Origin of the sequence: Mesonia sp. HuA40, assembly GCF_008017835.1 — a bacterium.
Lineage (GTDB): Bacteria > Bacteroidota > Bacteroidia > Flavobacteriales > Flavobacteriaceae > Mesonia.
In genome coordinates, this window is record NZ_VRLT01000005.1 from 188,412 (window position 1) to 205,656 (window position 17,245).

A 17,245-nucleotide genomic window follows, 5' to 3' on the forward strand; every position below is an offset into this window, starting at 1 on the left:
AAAAAACTTGTTTAATCTAGTTGATAAATCTTATTTTTGCCCAAACACAACACTACATGAACTATTTCTCTTCAAATTTTACGCTTGGTATCTTAGGTGGTGGCCAATTGGGTAAGATGATGCTTTATGAAACCCGCAAATACGACATTTGCACAAAAGTAATAGATCCCAACCCTGCTGCTCCTGCACGTTTGGCCTGTGATAAATTTGTGGTTGGTGATCTTATGGATTATGATACCGTAGTAAATTTTGGTCAAGATGTAGATATACTTACTTTCGAAATTGAATCGGTTAATATCGAAGCTTTAGAGCATTTAGAGCAAAAAGGTAAATTGGTTTACCCTAGCGCTTTTACTTTAAAAAAAATACAAAACAAAGGAGACCAAAAAGAGTTTTATTTAAAAGAAGAAATTCCTACCGCTCCTTTTACCAGATATCAAAGCAAAGATGAGCTAGTCACCGATTGGGTGCAAAAAAAGAAAACTTTTCCTTTTATATGGAAAAGTTGTACAGGAGGTTATGATGGTAAAGGCGTTGCCGTTATAAAAAGCAAAGAAGATTTAATTCCTTTACCCGATGTGCCCTGCATCGCCGAAGAAATGATTAATTTTAAAAATGAATTAGCGGTAATTGTAGCACGAAATGCCAACGGAGAAGTAAAAACTTATCCCGTTGTCGAAATGGAATTCCATCCAGAGGCTAATCAAGTAGAGTATGTTATTTGTCCTGCTAGAATTGCAGATGAGGTTGCTCAAAACGCTAGAGCCGTGGCGCATAAGGTTTCAGAGTCTTTTGAACACGTGGGCTTGTTGGCTGTAGAAATGTTTCAAACACAAGATGACCAAATTCTAGTAAACGAGGTCGCACCCAGACCGCATAATAGCGGACACTATAGTATCGAAGCGAGTTTTACCAATCAATTTGAACAGCACATTCGTGCGGTATTAAATCTACCCTTAGGGGCAACCGAAAGTAAAGTAGGTGGGGTAATGGTTAACCTTGTAGGTGAAGAAAACTATAACGGACCTGTGCATTATCAAAATATCGAAAAAATTATGCAGCTGCCCGGCGTAACACCACATATTTACGGAAAAAAAGAAACCCGCCCTTTTAGAAAAATGGGACACGTCTGCATTGTTAACAAAGATATAAATCAAGCTCGAAAAATAGCCGAACAAGTAAAGCAGTCTATTAAAGTAATTAGCTCAACTAAGTAGATAGAAAACTGTAAAAATTAACATTATAATAAATAGCTTTTTATACTTATCGGATTTAATCCGGTTTAACCGAAAATAAGAACAATTAAAAAATAATTACCATGAGTAAAGTTGGGATAATTATGGGAAGTACAAGTGATCTTCCAGTTATGCAAGATGCCATTGATATTTTGGCCGGATTTGATATTGAAGTAGAAGTTGACATTGTTTCGGCTCACCGCACACCAGAAAAATTATTTGATTATGGTAAAAATGCACACGAAAGAGGCTTTAAAGTGATTATTGCTGGTGCTGGTGGTGCGGCTCACCTTCCTGGAATGATTGCTTCACTTTCTCCGCTACCCGTAATTGGTGTACCTGTAAAATCGAGAAACTCAATCGATGGTTGGGATTCTGTACTTTCTATTTTACAAATGCCAGGCGGCGTACCAGTAGCCACGGTAGCTTTAGACGGCGCAAAAAATGCTGGGATTTTGGCTGCTCAAATTATTGGAGCTTCAGATAAATGCGTGCTCGATAAAATTATTACTTATAAAGAAGGTCTTAAGCAAAAGGTGATTGAAGGAGCAAAAAACCTTAAAAATCACAACTAATTTTAAAACCTTCTTTAAACCTCATTATTTTTTTACAAATTGATGAGGTTTTTTTATACATTTTATTCATCTTTAGTAAAAATTTAAACGTATGTCTAAAATTTATTATCTCATAAGTCTCCTATTTATTTGCGGATGGCAGTTATCTGCTCAAAATACTAATTTAAGAGCACTGCAATTGGTTGAAATGGCCAAAGAAAGTCTGGATAAAAATTATGAATTTAACCAAGTAGATTTTGATTTTAATTATCAGGTAAATAAAGATGAAATAATTGATGAGTTGCAAATAGAAATTAAAAAACATAGTGAATTAGGGGCACAAGCTACTAAGCAGTTGCAAAGCAAAGTAGAAAAACTTATAGGTAAAGAGCCTTTATCTACCAACCATTACAAAACATTAACCCAAGGTAAAGCAACTATAGCCAACAAAAACCTTCAATTTAAAGACTTTACAAAGAAGGCAAAGGGTGGTGATTCTATTGGATTCATTGCGCCAACCGCTACTATTTATGAAATGCTAACCGAGCAACTTGATAAAAACGATACCTACCAATTAAAGTCAGGTATGTTAACTTGTATAGAAAATGCTAATTTAAATCAATGTAATAATTATACAGCTAATACAGAAAATTTGAAATTAGATATTGAGGAAGGCTTAGAAGATTCAAATTTAACTTCGCGAAAGTTTGCGTATGACTTCTTATACCAAACGAATAATTATGACTACAGTATTAAATCAATTAAAGAATTAGATTCTACCGCTATTGCAGAAATTGAGTTTAATCCTAAAAAAGAAAACGCTTCTTATACTGGAAGCATGCACATAGACCTAAAAACTCAAGCAATAGTAAAACTGAACTATCGGTTATTACCAGGTCACACCACAGCTTCTTTTAATGCCAAATTCTTATTGGGCTTTAAAACCGTAACTACCGAGTTAGATAAAACCATTGTGTATCAAAAACTAGCTAACGGTAAGTACTTTCCTGCGCATGTTATAATTTATAAAACAAAAAAATTATGGGGTAATAGGACTATAAAGCTGAAGGGAAATAAAAGCAATAATCGATTAAAGCTAGAATTTACAAAAGGAAGTAAAGAAAAGATTAAACAAGAGATGCTTTTTAACCAAGCAACGCCAATGGCCCTATCCTCATCTGATTTAAAATAGTGATGCCTGCATTTGCCCAAAAAATAATTGGTTTATTTGTATTAAATTTCATTTTCACTTTAACCTGTTTAGGCCAGCAATTAACCGGTGAAATTATAGATCAAGAAGCAAATCCCGTGGCATATGCACACATTCAATACCAAGATCAAATGGGTGTTGCCAGCAATTTAAAAGGCGTTTATACATTAAATCTACAAGATTACCCCGCAGATGCTATTTTCAAAATAAGCGCTTTGGGTTATAAAACACTAATGCTACCAATTAGCGAATTAAAAGAAAAACCAAGAATTACTTTAGTAGCTTTGGCAGAAGAGCTAGGAGAAGTGGTTTTGACGAGTCAAAAATTAGATATTTTTAACCTTCTTCAACAAGTCTATTTAAACTATAGAAAAAATCATAATATAAACGGCTTAAGTTTTGAATTGCTCATGCGTGAAAGCGATGAGAACCATTTACAAGATGCCGAATTTGAGGTAGACAAAGCCAGCTTTTTAAGTAAAGCTTTAACGCAAAAATTTAATCGGCAAATTAAAGAAAGTCTAGCCAACTCTAAAAAAAATTTACCCAGCCAACAAAGGCAAATTGAGTCAAAAGTATTCATTGCCCCTAACCAGGATTCTTTAAAATTAAAATTGTTGCTAGTCAATCAGCTTAAAAACGAGCGATACGTTGCACCTAAAAACAATTTTATAAAAGAAACCTTTCGACTCATTCAACAAGGGCTCGATAGCGAAAATACCTTTAAAGTAAAGTCTGGGATGATTCCTCTAGGCAAAAATCACAAAGTAAACCAACTTTTTAAAATCGACAGCAGTCAAAGTACAAGCCTTAAAACAAATAATGAACGTGATTTTTACAAAAACCTATTTTTTAATCGCAGTCCGCTTAACCTAGATCAATATGATTTCATCCAACAGTTTACTAATTACAACTGGAAACACGTAAAAACTAGATTGTTTCAAGATGAATTGGTTTATGAATTGCACTTTACTCCAAAAAATAAAAAAGCCGATTATTCTGGCAAATTGTATATAAGCAAGGCTAGCAAAGCCATCTTACAAGCTAGCTATCAACTAGCAGAAAACCGTGTAGACCGCAATATTAATCTCAAATTTTTATTAGGTTTAAAATATGTGGCAAACGTTCACCAAGCTAAAATAATATTTAAGCGAGATAGTGCAAGCAATCGGTATTTACCGCGATACATAAATTGGAAAACAGGCCAGTACATTTACATAAATAGGCCATTAAAATTAAAGGAAAACAACGCTAAACCTAGTAAGAGAACAAAGCTTAAGTTAAACTTTAAAATAGAGCAGCAAAACAATGTTTTAAATGAGTTGATGCTAATTAATCCTCAACCCATTGCTTTCGCGGATTTTAAAGCGGTTAATGAAAAAGAGAAGCTAAAAATTCTGTTCACACCAGCCTTTGATGAATCATTTTGGCTGCGTTATAATAAAGAGCTAGAAACGCCAAACCGCAATCCTTAGTTCCAGTATATTCCTTCTGCTTATTATTAATTGTTTTTACCCATATACTTCAAGATTCGAATAATGGATTTTAATATCCATCATAGATATAATATCGTTTTTGATTATATGTAGCGATCCCACAATTCAAATTTTTATTTTTTACAGCAACTTGTTTTTATAATGATTTTCAGTTCACTTTAAATTTAAAAATATCTCCAACATATGTTCCACCCAGCTAACAATATTCTAGTTTCAAGTAAATAAAAAAGAAAGGCGAATCACCTTTCTTTTTCATTTTATATAATGCCAGCAAAATTAATGGTGCTTGTTATTTAAAGTTCTGCCAAGCGTTAACCAACTTAGAACAGCAGTACCTAAACCTATGAATACAGATGCTTTTATTTGAAGACTGACAATAAAATATAGAATTGATGTAAATACTATACCTGCAATCAAATGAATTAGTATATTTTTTTTCATAATATCATTAATAATAATGTAAACTTACGGTACAAATAAATTAAGAAAAGCACATGAAAAGTGTTAAGTTTAAAAATATAAAAATTTTAACGTTTTAGATTATAAAAAACAACGCGATTTAATATGCTCAACTATTTTTTTGACTAAAAATTAAGACCTCAACTCTCCTACTCTTTGTATCTTTACACTTGTACAGAAAAATAAATTATGAGTCAGGAAAACCCGTTATTGCAGCCTTTTGATGCTGCTCCATTTTCTAAGATAAAAAACGAACATTTTAAACCGGCTTTTCAAGAAGCTATTGCTAAAGCCAAAGCAGAGATCACTAGCATTACTTCTAATGATGAAGTGCCAACTTTTGAGAATACCCTAGAAGCTTTAGAATTTGCAGGCGAAACCTTGAGCCGAGTTTCCAGTATATTTTTCAATTTAAATTCGGCTGAAACAAATGAAGAAATTCAGAAAATAGCGCAAGAAGTTTCTCCTTGGTTAAGTGAATTTAGTAATGATCTTACCTTAAATGAAGAATTATTTAAACGTGTAAAAAGCGTTTACGAGCAAAAAGAAAATTTAGAATTGAGTGTAGAACAAAAAACACTGCTCGATAAACATTACAAAAGTTTCACGAGAAACGGGGCTAATTTGCCGGAAGATAAAAAAGAGCAACTTCGAGAAATCGATAAAGAGCTCTCTAAACTTTCACTTTCGTTTGGTGAAAATGTTTTAGCAGAAACCAATCGTTACGAACTGCACGTTGAAGATGAAAAAGATTTAAAAGGTTTACCGGAAAGCGAATTAGAAAATGCCAATTTATTAGCTAAAGCAAAAGGAAAAAACGGCTATATTTTTACGCTTCAATACCCGAGTTATATTCCGTTTATGAAGTATGCAGAAAACCGAGAACTGCGTAAAAAACTTTCGATTGCTTTTGGAGCGAAAGGTTTTCAAAATGACGAATACGACAATCAAGAAAATGTATTAAAGATCGCAAAACTTCGTCACCAGCGTGCTAATCTATTAGGTTTTCAAACACACGCACATTTTGTTTTAGAAGAGCGAATGGCAAAAAGCCCTGAAAAAGTAAATGACTTTTTAAATGAAATGCTCGAAAAAGCAAAACCTGCGGCTGAAAAAGAATTTAAAGAACTAGAGCAATTTGCAAAAGAATTAGATGGCATCGACCATTTAGAAAAATGGGACAGCGCTTATTATGCAGAGAAGCTAAAGCAACAACGCTTTCAATTAGATGATGAAAAGCTCAAGCCTTATTTTAAACTCGACAATGTAATTCAGGGAGTTTTTACGGTAGCCAAAAAATTATATGATCTTCATTTTAAAGAAGTTTTCAATATAGATAAGTACCACGAAGAAGTAAAAACTTACGAGGTTTATGATGGTGATCATAACTTTATGGCACTATTTTACGCCGATTTTCACCCAAGAGAAGGCAAAAGAAATGGCGCTTGGATGACCATTTATAAAGACCAAAAAGTGAAAGACGGTAAAAATGAGCGTCCGCATGTTTCTAACGTTTGTAATTTTACCCGACCCACTTCTAAAAAACCGTCCTTACTTACTTTTAATGAAGTTACTACATTATTTCACGAATTTGGTCACGCGTTACACGGAATGCTAGCTAACTCAACCTACCCGAGTTTATCGGGAGCTTCTGTGTATTGGGATTTTGTAGAATTACCAAGCCAGGTATTAGAAAACTGGTGTTACGAGCCGGAAGCTTTAGAGCTATTTGCTCGCCATTATGAAACTGATGAAGTAATCCCGATGGAATTGATCGAGAAGATTAAAAAATCGGCCAATTTTCACGAAGGGATGCAAACCGTTCGCCAGTTAAGTTTCGGGATGTTAGATATGGCTTGGCACGCGGTAGATCCTTCATCGATCAAATCTGTAAAAGAAAATGAATTAAAAGCTTTTGAAACCACTAAATTATACCCTGATGTGGCTGAAAACTGTATGAGTACTTCGTTCTCTCATATTTTTCAAGGCGGCTATTCGGCGGGTTATTATTCTTATAAGTGGGCAGAAGTTTTAGATGCCGATGCTTTTGCGTATTTTCAAGAAGAAGGAATTTTTAATAAAACCGTAGCAAATAAATTTAAAGACCATATTTTGAGCAAAGGAGGCACCGAAGATCCGATGGTTTTATATAAACGCTTTCGCGGAAAAGAACCTAACCCAGAGGCATTATTAAAAAGAGCAGGCCTTCTAAAATAATACACTTTGCAATAGGGATAGTAGCAAGCTACCGTGTAGCGCGGATAGCCCGGCCCTCTCTTGAAAAAGAGAGGGATTGCCCTCTTGCTCATTATTTAATCTTTTTGGGATTTTGCTTTACAAAAGCGGCCCAACCACTATAATTTTTGCTTTGTACTTTTTTACCAGAGTTGTAGTGATGACAAACAGCAGCAGCCAAACCATCGGTTGAATCGAGATTTTTAGGCAGACTCTTTAACTTCAAAAGACTTTGTAACATTTTGGCGACCTGTTCTTTGCTGGCGTTACCGTTGCCTGTTATAGCCATCTTTATTTTTTTGGGCGAATATTCGGTAACGGGAACTTCACGACTTAAACCGGCGGCCATCGCAACTCCTTGGGCTCGACCTAGCTTTAACATAGATTGCACATTTTTACCAAAAAAAGGCGCTTCAATAGCAATTTCATCGGGATGATAGGCATCGATCAAAGATAAAGTGCGCTCAAAAATCAATTTTAATTTTACATAGTGATCATCATACTTGGTTAATAAAAGTTCGTTGAGTTGTAAAAACTCCATCTTTTTATCTTGAACTTTAATAAGTCCAAATCCCATTATGGTGGTACCTGGATCTATACCCAAAATTATCTTTTCTGTTTTCAACTGCTATTTTATTTGTTTCTTTGCGTATGCAAGTATGTCAGCACAAAGCTAAGCAAATGTTTTTAGTTGGCCTCAAATGGTTTTTGTTTGGGGGGCTTTGCATTTTTATTTATTATCAATTATCATCTCAATTCACAATAGACAAGATCGTCTTTACAGAGCGAAATATTGGTTTTTGGGGTATACTTGGTTGCCTAGGCTTCACGCTTATAAATTGGTGGCTAGAAATACTAAAATGGCATATATTAACTATAAGTTTAAAGCTTAAGTCTTTCAAAAATTCCATTCAGGAATATTTGATTGCGCATGCGGTAGGTGTTTTAACCCCTAACAAAATAGGGGAATTTGGCGTTAAAATTTTATTTTACCCAAAGAAGCACAGAAAAAAAATATTAAGCCGTAAAACCTGGGCAAGTTTTTCACAAATGTTAGCTACCTTGTTATTTGGTTTTTTAGGTTTGCTCTTCTATATCCTTATGCAATCTATAATTCCCGGTTTAAGTAAAGCCCAGCTTTTTTTCAGTTTTGGTATAACGGTTGTTTTTATTTTTATCATCTTACTTGAATGGCGATACCAGTTTATTAAAAAATCGCTGCAAGCTCGGTTAAACTTTACGGATATTATACCGCTACCAACAAAAAGAAAAATTGTAGCTTTAAGTTTTGCAAGACATTTGGTTTTCTCGCATCAATTTGTGTTAATTCTAATGCTCTTTGAAGTACAAATTTCTTATAGCCATGCTATTTGCGGAATTTGGTTAGTTTATTTGCTTGCCAGTATTATACCTCAATTTTTATTTTCTGACGCTCTTACCAAAACAGGCTTTGCCGTAGTTATTTTTAGTTTATATTCAAATCAACAAGCAACTATTGCTTTGGCGGTAATGTTAATGTGGTGTTTAAATTTTGTACTTCCCACACTTGTAGGTGCTATTTTAAATTTGCTTCATCCTTACAAAACCACAGAATAATATGATAGCTATTAGTTTTTTTATACTCTATGCGTTGGTCATAATTTGGTTGAGCTACGGAGTTAATCAGGTTAAATACAAGCCAAATAAAGGTGAAACAACCTCAATTGGGTTTAGCATTTGTATTCCTATGCATAATGAAGCTAAACATTTGCCCAGATTATTAAAATCGATCTTAGATTTAGATTATCCTCAAGAGTTATATGAAATTATTTTTATTAATGACCGCAGCACCGATGAAACTGCTTCAATAATTACAAGGTTTAAACAAGAAAATCCAAATTACAACATAAGGCTAGTTCATCAAAAAAAAGCTCAACAAGCACCTAAAAAAGAGGCCTTGATTTTAGCCATTAATGCCAGCCAGTTTTCATATATCGCCACCACAGATGCCGATGTTTTATTGCCAAAAAGTTGGCTGAAAGGTTTTGCACACGAAATCTCTATGCATAAAGCAAAGCTCGTTGTAGGACCGGTTACTTATTTACCAGGTAAAGGTTTTTTAAATCTATTTCAAGCGCATGATTATTTAAGTTTACAGGGAGTAAGCCTAGGAAGTTTTGGTGGAGGATCTATATTATTTTGCAGCGCGGCAAATATGGCTTATTGCAAAGATAGTTTTCTTGCTTTAGGTGGTTTTGAAAACAATTTGCATATAAGTAGCGGTGATGACACATTTGTTCTCGAAAAGTTTAAAACTAGTGGATTACCCATTGGGTATAGCTTAGTTTATGCCGAACCGGTTTTTACTTATCCTTTAAATTCGTGGCGAGATTTATTTATGCAACGTGTTCGGTGGGCTGCAAAAAACACCTATTTAAAATTTGGATGGAATCAATTAATGGGCGCATTGGTTTTTATTGTCAATGCTAGTTTATTAATTTTATTGATTCTAGGCGGTCTTTTTAAAATTAGCTATATTTTTCTTTCTGGTGGTCTTTGGGTTTTTAAGTTATTAGTTGATCTGTTTTTTTTAAGGGCGACTGCAAAAAAAATAGGCGTTTCTTTTTGTTCTCATAAATTTATTTTTTCTGCCTTATTCTATCCCCTTTTTGTGGTGACCAGTTTTTTATTTGCTTTAAAAGGTGGCTTTTATTGGAAAGGAAAATATTACAAACGCTAGAAGCTATTCACTAATAATTTGAACGGGCAATTTAAAAGTGGTTTGTACCGGGACACCACGCTTTTGAGCCGGATAGACTTCGGGTAGATTTTCTATAGATTGCGTCAACCATTGTTTTAATTTTGGCAGCTGATGCTCTAAGGTCTCACTTTGTTGAAGGGAATCTACAAAAATTTCACCTCGGCGAGTGATTTTAAAATACACCAGCATCTGGTCATCAATTGAGTCAGTTACTAAAGCTTGCTGCTTACTTAACTCCTCCATCACCCATTTTGTGAGTGTAACTTCAAAACAACGCTGTTGCGCTTGTAGTCCGTCGCAATGGGCACAACTTTTAAATACGGGGTATTGCTCTACTTGGTGCCAGTCAATTTGCTTTAATTCTTCTTCAACCAAATCTTTTGGGTTCATTTTTTGTTTTTCAAAAAATGAACAGCTGCCTAGCAGTACCAAACACAGTATAGCTACAATAACTCTCATAAGGTAAAAGTAACGAAACTAAATATAAAGATAATCTAAAATAAACATTTATTATAAATCAAAAAAAACCAGAAGAAACGACGCTTCTACTGGTTTAGTAATTATTTTAAAATCGACTTGTTTAACTTTGCTCTATCCAATTTACCACCGATTCATCAGTAGGTAAAGTTGAAGACGGAAGCATTTTAACCAGGTAGCCTTCCTCATCAATTAAATATTTTTGAAAGTTCCATTTCACTTCACTATCCATTACACCATTTAGTTCCTTTTGAGTTAAAAATTTATAAACTGGGTGTATATCGCTTCCTTTTACAGAAATTTTACTCATCATTGGGAAGGTTACCCCATAATTGGCTTCGCAAAATTGAGCAATTTGTTCTTCGCTACCAGGCTCCTGATTTGCAAAATTGTTAGCAGGAAATCCAATTATCACAAAATTATCATCTTTAAATCGCTCATACAAAGCCTGCAAGTCTTTGTATTGGGGAGTATAGCCACATTTACTGGCAGTGTTCACCAACATCACTTTCTTACCTTTTAATTCACTTAAATTAAAGGTTTCACCATAAATATCATCAACACTATAACTGTAAATGCTTTGCTTTTCCATGTTTTTTAAATCCTTGTATTGCTTTTTTTGTTGACCACATGCTGTTAAAGTAAATAAAGCCAAACACGCGTAGATAAAATTTTTCATACTTTTTTTTCAAAGATACAAACAAATGCTTGGGCAAACATTCGGGTTAATTATTTTAATATTTATTTATGGCTTGTTGTCTGGAGTTTGCTTGTAATGTTTCTCTTTTTTTAAATCTGATATACGGTACTTTGCTAAATTTAGCCATTTCTGTACATCGGGCTTATTTTTATACTTTTCTATAAAAATGTTATAATATTTTATTCGTAATTCTAAATCAGCATAATAGTTGTCGGCGGCATTAGCCAATTCAAAACCACTCCTTACCAAATCGGGGTTTTCTAAGGTCGCAAGTTCGAAATACCGCAAGGCCTCTTTATAATTTCGCTGTTGTTTGTAGGTAATTCCTAAAGATTGATATAGCGAACTTAGATCGGGTTTACTCAATAAAAGTGCATATAGCAAGTGCTTCTCGGCAAGGGTGTAGGATTCCTCTATATTGTAAAGTCGTCCCATATATATATGAGCCGTTGCATTTTTATCATCTAGCGCTATAAGCTTTTTAAAACAATCAATCGCTTTTTGATTTTGTTTATGTCTAGCGTAACAAACCCCTAATTTTTCATAAACCTGCTCAGTTTGGTAACCTGACTCGATTAGGCTTTCAAATAAAACAATGGCTCGCTTTGTATTTTGTAGTGCATAAGCGCTTAAGCCAGCCAAAAGTAGCCCTTTAGTATTTTTCGGAATTAATCTTAAGGCTTTATTTATAAAAATATCGGCTTCTTTAAAATTCTTACGCTTGTAGTAAAATAAAGCCAACTCATAAAGACTATTAAAATAACTGGGATTAATTTTTATGCTTTGTAAAAGCAGTTTATCGTAAGGCTTTGCTTTAGACGCTTTACGGATTAAAGCCAACTCATAATAAAAATTAGCCTGATTTGGGTAATGTTTTAATAAATCCGTGTAAACGCTATCTGCTTTTTGATACTGAAAAGTCCTCCTTAATAATTTACCGTAATTAGCTTTTGCAACCACTAAATTAGAATTTTGCTGAATCGCTTGTTGATAAGCTGCAAGTGCTGCATTTAAATTTCCTCCAGCTTTTTGAGCCAATGCTATTTTTTGATATACATTGGCCGAAATATTTTCTTGCACCTCATAGACTTGAATCGCTTTTTGATAATCGCCCACGCTAAATAAACTATCGGCTAAAGCAAGGGTCGAAGTTTGTGCTTCGACCCGGTGAAAAACACCTGTTAAAATAAATAAACTAAGCATTCTTAACATTTAGTCAATTTTAAAAATAATGGGGAAACTATATAAAACATTCACTGGTTTGCCATCTTGCATTCCTGGTTGCATTTGAGGCAAACTGTTCACTACTCGTTCTGCTTCTTTTTGTAATTCTAGATGCGGAGCTCGCGCTTGTACATCTTCTATACCACCATCCTTGGAAATAACAAATCGTACATAAACCCTATTTTCCCCAGTCAAACCAAGTTTTTTGCCTAGACCAACATCAAAATTATTATTTACAAAGTTTCTAATTTTATCACTAAAACATTGTTTTCTAATTGTATTATTGGAGCCTTCATCACAACCAGGATAAGTAGGTAACGTTTCAATAGCTGAAAATGGAATACCATTCTCTAAATTACTTGGTGGCGGTGGTGGTGGAATAAGTGCATCTTTTGTATGCCTTCTAAACTTCAAGTATTCATCATATGGGATGATTTCAAAATCTTCAATTTTTTTGTCACTATCTATACTACTATTATAATTCTGGTAAGTAAATTTTATATAAACCATACTTCTATAATAGTCTTCACGTGAAGGAATGTATTTATGAATATTAGCATCGTAAAAAACTTTAGATATTTCATTCATACTCTTCCCCTCTTTTTTCATATTTGTCAACTCGGTGTATAACTGATTCATCATTTGAGCATCTTCTTGAGATAAATTAGCCGGAGGAGCTGGCGGTGGCGGTGGGGTTGGAAGCTCAGATTGAGTAGTTTCTACAGCTTCTTCATTTTCTGAACATGACACATACGTAAGCATGGCTGCCATTAGAGGCAAAAGAATTAAATACTTTAGCTTTGCTTGCGCAGCTGATTTTGATTTTTGTAACATAACGATTCGTTTTTTGATTAATGAATGATTAAAGAATTGATTGATGAAGGATATATGATGAGTCCCAAAAGCTACGTTAAGTAAATTTTGGTAATAGGTAAGTTTTGATAAATTCCTTACCACTTTTTCGTCGGCTATAAACTCATGAAGACTTGTAATTTCTTTTTGATAGAAATAAACCGCTGGATGAAACCAAAACAAGAGTTTTAAAATTTCAAAAAACAATAAATCAAGACTATGATTTTGCGTTACGTGAACCCATTCGTGCTGCAAAATATGTTGCCTTTCCTTTTCATTAATTTCACTACCTATAAATATTTGATTGTAGAAGGTACAAGCAACTCTGCTGTTTTGTATTTCTTTATAAAAAATACCGTCTTGTTGTTTTTGGATTCCTCTTTGCTTAAATTTTCTAAACTGATTCCATTTTTTTATCAGAAGTAAGAAAGCGACGCAAAAACCAATTCCGTGAAGAATTAAAAACCCATTTTGCCATAAAAATTGACTCCAATTAAAGACTTCCAAATTATGAGTCACGGCTTGAGTTTCTTCGGCGGCGACCGCAAAATCACCTAATAAAACGGGTGGTAAATTAATAAATGCTGCCCCAGTAGAATCTTTTGGTCTTAAAAAATCTAAGGTTATGAATGGCAACAGCAAGGCTAAAAACGGCGTTAATAGTAAATAGATGCGATTGTAGTTAAAAAAAGTTTCCTTTTTTAAAAACAATAGGTAAGCCACATAAAAGACCGCTAAGAATAAACTGAATTGTACTATATATAATCCCATCTTATTGTTTTTTATTAATTTCTTTTAAAATCTCCTCCAGTTCTGCGGTGCTCATATCATTTTTTTTTACAAAAAAGGAAAGCATACTTTTCATTGAGCCATCAAAATAATTATTCATAAGCTTGGTCATAGAAAATTTGCTGTAACTATCCTTTTTAACCAACGGAAAATAAATATGCCCTCTCCCCGCTTTTCGGTACCCTACAAAGCCTTTTTGTTCTAAAATTCGTACAATCGTAGAAACGGTATTATATGCTGGTTTGGGATCAGAAAATTCAGCTATGATAGTAGCTACATTAGCTTCTTTTAATTTCCAAAGTTGCTGCATTACTTGTTCTTCGGCTTTGGTAAGTTCTTTCATTATAAATTCTGTTTATTATTCTTATTTCAAATATAACTAAATTTTTAGTTTAAACTAATTTTTTAGTTATAAAATTAAATACCCGAGAATTAAATAAAAAAAGTACTTTTATCTCAAATTCTATTTCAGAAAGATGGATATATTTTTACTTATTTGTGGTTTTTTACTTTGTTGTACAGGAATAATAGGAAGTTTTTTACCGGTTTTACCTGGTATTAGTCTAAGCTGGTTGGGGTTAGTAGTACTGGCTTTTACAAATGCCGTGCCCGCAAATTATTGGGTTTTAGGTGTCACCTTGTTTATTTGTATTGTCATTTTAATTCTAGATTACATCATCCCTGCCCAAGGAACAAAAAAGTTTGGTGGAGGAAAGGCTGCCGCTTACGGCACCAGTATTGGGTTGCTAATCGGATTATTTATTCCAATACCATTTGGTTTTTTGATAGGTGCTTTTCTGGGTGCTTTTTTGGGAGAATTATTATTTGTTAAAGCCAGCACATTTAAGAAATCACTAAAGGCTGCAGTAGGTTCTTTTATAGGTTTTCTAGCCTCAACTTTTATGGCTTTTTTTACCGCTTGTATTTATTTAGGAATATTTATTTACCAAGTGGTGATACACTGGAACAATTTTTTCTAAAGCCATTTAACATAATTCATCAGCTCTGGGCGTTCGCGTCTTAACAATTCAGCTTCACCGGGCACGCCTAAATAAAATAAACCCAAACAACGCTCGCTATCAGCAACCCTCAAATAATCAGGTATTTTATCGATTAAACTAGGAGAACTCCAATAACCTCCTAATCCTTTTGCTGTTGCTCCCAACCATAAATTTTGAACCGCCATCGCCGTAGCCGCAAGCTCTTCCCATTCAGGTACACGCTTTTCTGGGTCTGGTTGCATATTGATAATCACTATATGACTGCTATTTAAAACCTTTTCTTTTAGCTTATGATACTTAAATTCGGAGAATTTAGGAGTAGTATTTTTATAAGTATCTGCCATAAATTCCGCAAAAGCGATTTTAGCTTCACCTCCTATGACATGGAAGCGCCAAGGAAAAGTCTTACGATGGCTAGGCGCCCAATGAGCCAATTCTAATAATTCTGTAATCTTGGCGTCAGGAATAACCTCTCCTGTAAATTGATTAGGAAAAATACTTCTTCTTTCTTTAATAGTCCTTTCCATACTCCTATTTATAAAAATTTTTTAATTACAGCTGCAATCCTTAGCTTGTCAGCATCGGTTAAATTTGATCCAGAAGGTAAACACAAGCCGGTGGCAAACAAATCTGATGCCACTGTTTTACCAACAAAAGGCGCATCTTTAAAAACTGGCTGCAAATGCATAGGTTTCCATAAGGGTCGGGATTCTATATTTTCCTTTTCTAATGCTAATCGTAATTCTTCTTTATCCCAATTTCCTTTTGTTTTTGTTGAATCAATTACAATAGCACTCAACCAATGGTTAGAATAATAATCTTCAGTTGGTTCCTTAAGAACTTCTACGCCACTGCAATTTTTAAAAAGTTCTCTGTAAAATTCATTCATTTTACGCCGAGCAGCAATATGCTCCTCCAAAACCAACATCTGTCCCCTACCAATACCTGCCGAGATATTACTCAAACGATAGTTATAACCTATTTCAGAGTGCTGGTAATGGGGCGCAACATCTCTTGCTTGAGTAGCTAAAAAAATAGAACGCTCTTTGGTAGCCCTATCCTTACAAACTAAGGCGCCACCACCACTAGTTGTAATAATTTTATTTCCGTTAAAAGATAGAATTCCAAAATCACCAAAAGTTCCGCAGGCTTGGTTAGCATAGCTGCTACCCAAAGCCTCTGCCGCATCTTCAATAAGCGTTATATTATAGGTATCACAAATGGTTTTAATCTCTTGCATTTTGGCGGGCATTCCATATAAATGAACCACAATCACCGCTTTGGGCTTTTTATGATTAGCAATAGCAAAATCAATGGCCTGTTTTAAAGCCAGCGGACAGATATTCCAAGTTTCGGGTTCAGAGTCAATAAAAATAGGGTTAGCCCCGCAATAGGTAATAGGATTAGCGGAAGCCGAAAAGGTCATGCTTTGACAAAGAACAAAATCATCACGTTCTACACCGGCTAAAATCAAACTTAAATGTAAAGCTGCCGTACCACTAGAAAGCACAGCCACGCTCTTATCTCCAAGATATTCCTCAAGATCTTTTTCAAACCCAATTACGTTAGGCCCTAAGGGTGCAATCCAATTTTCATCGAAAGCAGAATGAATAAAATCTAATTCTTTGCCACCCATGTGCGGTGAAGACAGCCAAATTTTTTCTAAACTCATAAACTTAAAATATGGTGTAAAAATAAAGCTTTATTCGTAAAATCAGAAGGGCTAATATCTAATTAAAGTAAAATTGCTTTATGGCGTTCCCTTTTTATTAAAAAAGGTCGGGCTATCGCTACTCGCTTTGCGGGCATAGGCCTCGCAAGAGCTTAAACAGGCCCCTCTATCCCTAACGCAAGTTGGTATTCTCATCATATTACTTAGTGGTTATTGATAAGACACAACACGGCGGGCTAAAACAACCAACTTATGCTTCTATTTAGCCGTATTTACTACTTTTTTGGATGCTAGCAAAAAAATAATTCATATCTCCTAGTTAAAGAGTTATCCCTTTTGTCCAAGTGGTTTTTAAGTACTTTAAAAAAAGGTGACGACCTATACAATTACCACCTTTGAATACAAGCGTAAGCGCAGTATAAAAAGCTGTGGGAATTAATCCCGGGAGCAATAGCTCCTCGGGGCACACCCAAAAATACTATTATAAACAAAAAAAAGCCTTTGGAACTAAATCCAAAGGCTTTAAAAAAAGGCGGCGACATACTCTCCCACAAAATAGCAGTACCATCTGCGCTAACGAGCTTAACTTCTCTGTTCGGAA

The 17,245-nt window shown here is 34.5% G+C and carries 16 protein-coding genes; 8 read left to right on the plus strand and 8 right to left on the minus strand.

Annotated elements, in window-relative coordinates; all coding sequences use genetic code 11:
- Positions 1-56 precede the first annotated feature (56 nt).
- From FT993_RS01085 to FT993_RS01105, 5 genes are all read left to right on the plus strand, one after another.
- Entirely contained in the window at positions 57-1,217 is a 1,161-nt protein-coding gene (locus FT993_RS01085) for a 5-(carboxyamino)imidazole ribonucleotide synthase (protein WP_147860692.1), read from the plus strand.
- A gap of 101 nt (positions 1,218-1,318) precedes the next feature.
- Positions 1,319-1,810 (plus strand): 5-(carboxyamino)imidazole ribonucleotide mutase, encoded by a 492-nt coding sequence (purE, locus tag FT993_RS01090; protein WP_147860693.1) that lies wholly within the window; start codon positions 1,319-1,321, stop codon positions 1,808-1,810.
- A gap of 91 nt (positions 1,811-1,901) precedes the next feature.
- Positions 1,902-2,981, plus strand: coding sequence for a hypothetical protein (locus FT993_RS01095; RefSeq protein ID WP_147860694.1), 1,080 nt, complete (start codon positions 1,902-1,904; stop codon positions 2,979-2,981).
- The gene (locus FT993_RS01100) at positions 2,981-4,474 is read left to right on the plus strand and encodes a carboxypeptidase-like regulatory domain-containing protein (protein ID WP_147860695.1); all 1,494 of its coding nucleotides are present in this window, start codon (positions 2,981-2,983) and stop codon (positions 4,472-4,474) included. Before FT993_RS01095 ends, FT993_RS01100 begins: the two co-directional genes overlap by 1 nt.
- 669 nt (positions 4,475-5,143) lie before the next feature.
- Positions 5,144-7,171, plus strand: a complete 2,028-nt coding sequence (locus tag FT993_RS01105; RefSeq protein WP_147860696.1) for a M3 family metallopeptidase — start codon at positions 5,144-5,146, stop codon at positions 7,169-7,171.
- Between the two features lie 91 nt (positions 7,172-7,262).
- On the opposite strand, the gene ruvC is transcribed toward FT993_RS01105, so the two are convergent.
- On the minus strand, positions 7,263-7,814 hold the full coding sequence (ruvC, locus tag FT993_RS01110; protein ID WP_147860697.1) for a crossover junction endodeoxyribonuclease RuvC: 552 nt from the start codon (positions 7,812-7,814) through the stop codon (positions 7,263-7,265).
- A 56-nt stretch (positions 7,815-7,870) separates the two neighbouring features.
- Between ruvC and FT993_RS01115 the strand changes: the two genes are divergently transcribed.
- Both FT993_RS01115 and FT993_RS01120 read left to right on the plus strand, forming a co-directional pair.
- Positions 7,871-8,785 carry a lysylphosphatidylglycerol synthase domain-containing protein gene (locus FT993_RS01115; RefSeq protein ID WP_187240726.1) on the plus strand — a complete coding sequence of 305 codons (915 nt, stop codon included), beginning with the start codon at positions 7,871-7,873 and terminating at the stop codon, positions 8,783-8,785.
- Position 8,786: 1 nt separating this feature from the next.
- Positions 8,787-9,908 carry a glycosyltransferase gene (locus FT993_RS01120; protein WP_147860699.1) on the plus strand — a complete coding sequence of 374 codons (1,122 nt, stop codon included), beginning with the start codon at positions 8,787-8,789 and terminating at the stop codon, positions 9,906-9,908.
- A 3-nt stretch (positions 9,909-9,911) separates the two neighbouring features.
- Here the strand turns inward: FT993_RS01120 and FT993_RS01125 are convergent, their stop codons facing one another.
- From FT993_RS01125 to FT993_RS01145, 5 genes are all read right to left on the minus strand, one after another.
- Complete coding sequence (locus FT993_RS01125; RefSeq protein WP_147860700.1) at positions 9,912-10,319, minus strand: hypothetical protein; 408 nt, start codon at positions 10,317-10,319, stop codon at positions 9,912-9,914.
- A 190-nt stretch (positions 10,320-10,509) separates the two neighbouring features.
- Complete coding sequence (locus tag FT993_RS01130) at positions 10,510-11,085, minus strand: glutathione peroxidase (protein ID WP_147860701.1); 576 nt, start codon at positions 11,083-11,085, stop codon at positions 10,510-10,512.
- Between the two features lie 66 nt (positions 11,086-11,151).
- The gene (locus FT993_RS01135; protein WP_147860702.1) at positions 11,152-12,318 is read right to left on the minus strand and encodes a lipopolysaccharide assembly protein LapB; all 1,167 of its coding nucleotides are present in this window, start codon (positions 12,316-12,318) and stop codon (positions 11,152-11,154) included.
- Entirely contained in the window at positions 12,319-13,953 is a 1,635-nt protein-coding gene (locus FT993_RS01140) for a M56 family metallopeptidase (RefSeq protein ID WP_147860703.1), read from the minus strand.
- Position 13,954: 1 nt separating this feature from the next.
- Positions 13,955-14,314 (minus strand): BlaI/MecI/CopY family transcriptional regulator, encoded by a 360-nt coding sequence (locus FT993_RS01145; protein WP_147860704.1) that lies wholly within the window; start codon positions 14,312-14,314, stop codon positions 13,955-13,957.
- Between the two features lie 133 nt (positions 14,315-14,447).
- Between FT993_RS01145 and FT993_RS01150 the strand changes: the two genes are divergently transcribed.
- Entirely contained in the window at positions 14,448-14,951 is a 504-nt protein-coding gene (locus FT993_RS01150) for a DUF456 domain-containing protein (protein ID WP_147860705.1), read from the plus strand.
- Here FT993_RS01150 and FT993_RS01155 read toward each other — a convergent pair.
- Both FT993_RS01155 and FT993_RS01160 read right to left on the minus strand, forming a co-directional pair.
- Positions 14,948-15,499 (minus strand): nitroreductase, encoded by a 552-nt coding sequence (locus FT993_RS01155; RefSeq protein WP_147860706.1) that lies wholly within the window; start codon positions 15,497-15,499, stop codon positions 14,948-14,950. The genes FT993_RS01150 and FT993_RS01155 overlap by 4 nt on opposite strands.
- An 8-nt stretch (positions 15,500-15,507) precedes the next feature.
- Positions 15,508-16,644 (minus strand): DegT/DnrJ/EryC1/StrS aminotransferase family protein, encoded by a 1,137-nt coding sequence (locus FT993_RS01160; protein ID WP_147860707.1) that lies wholly within the window; start codon positions 16,642-16,644, stop codon positions 15,508-15,510.
- Positions 16,645-17,245 lie beyond the last annotated feature (601 nt).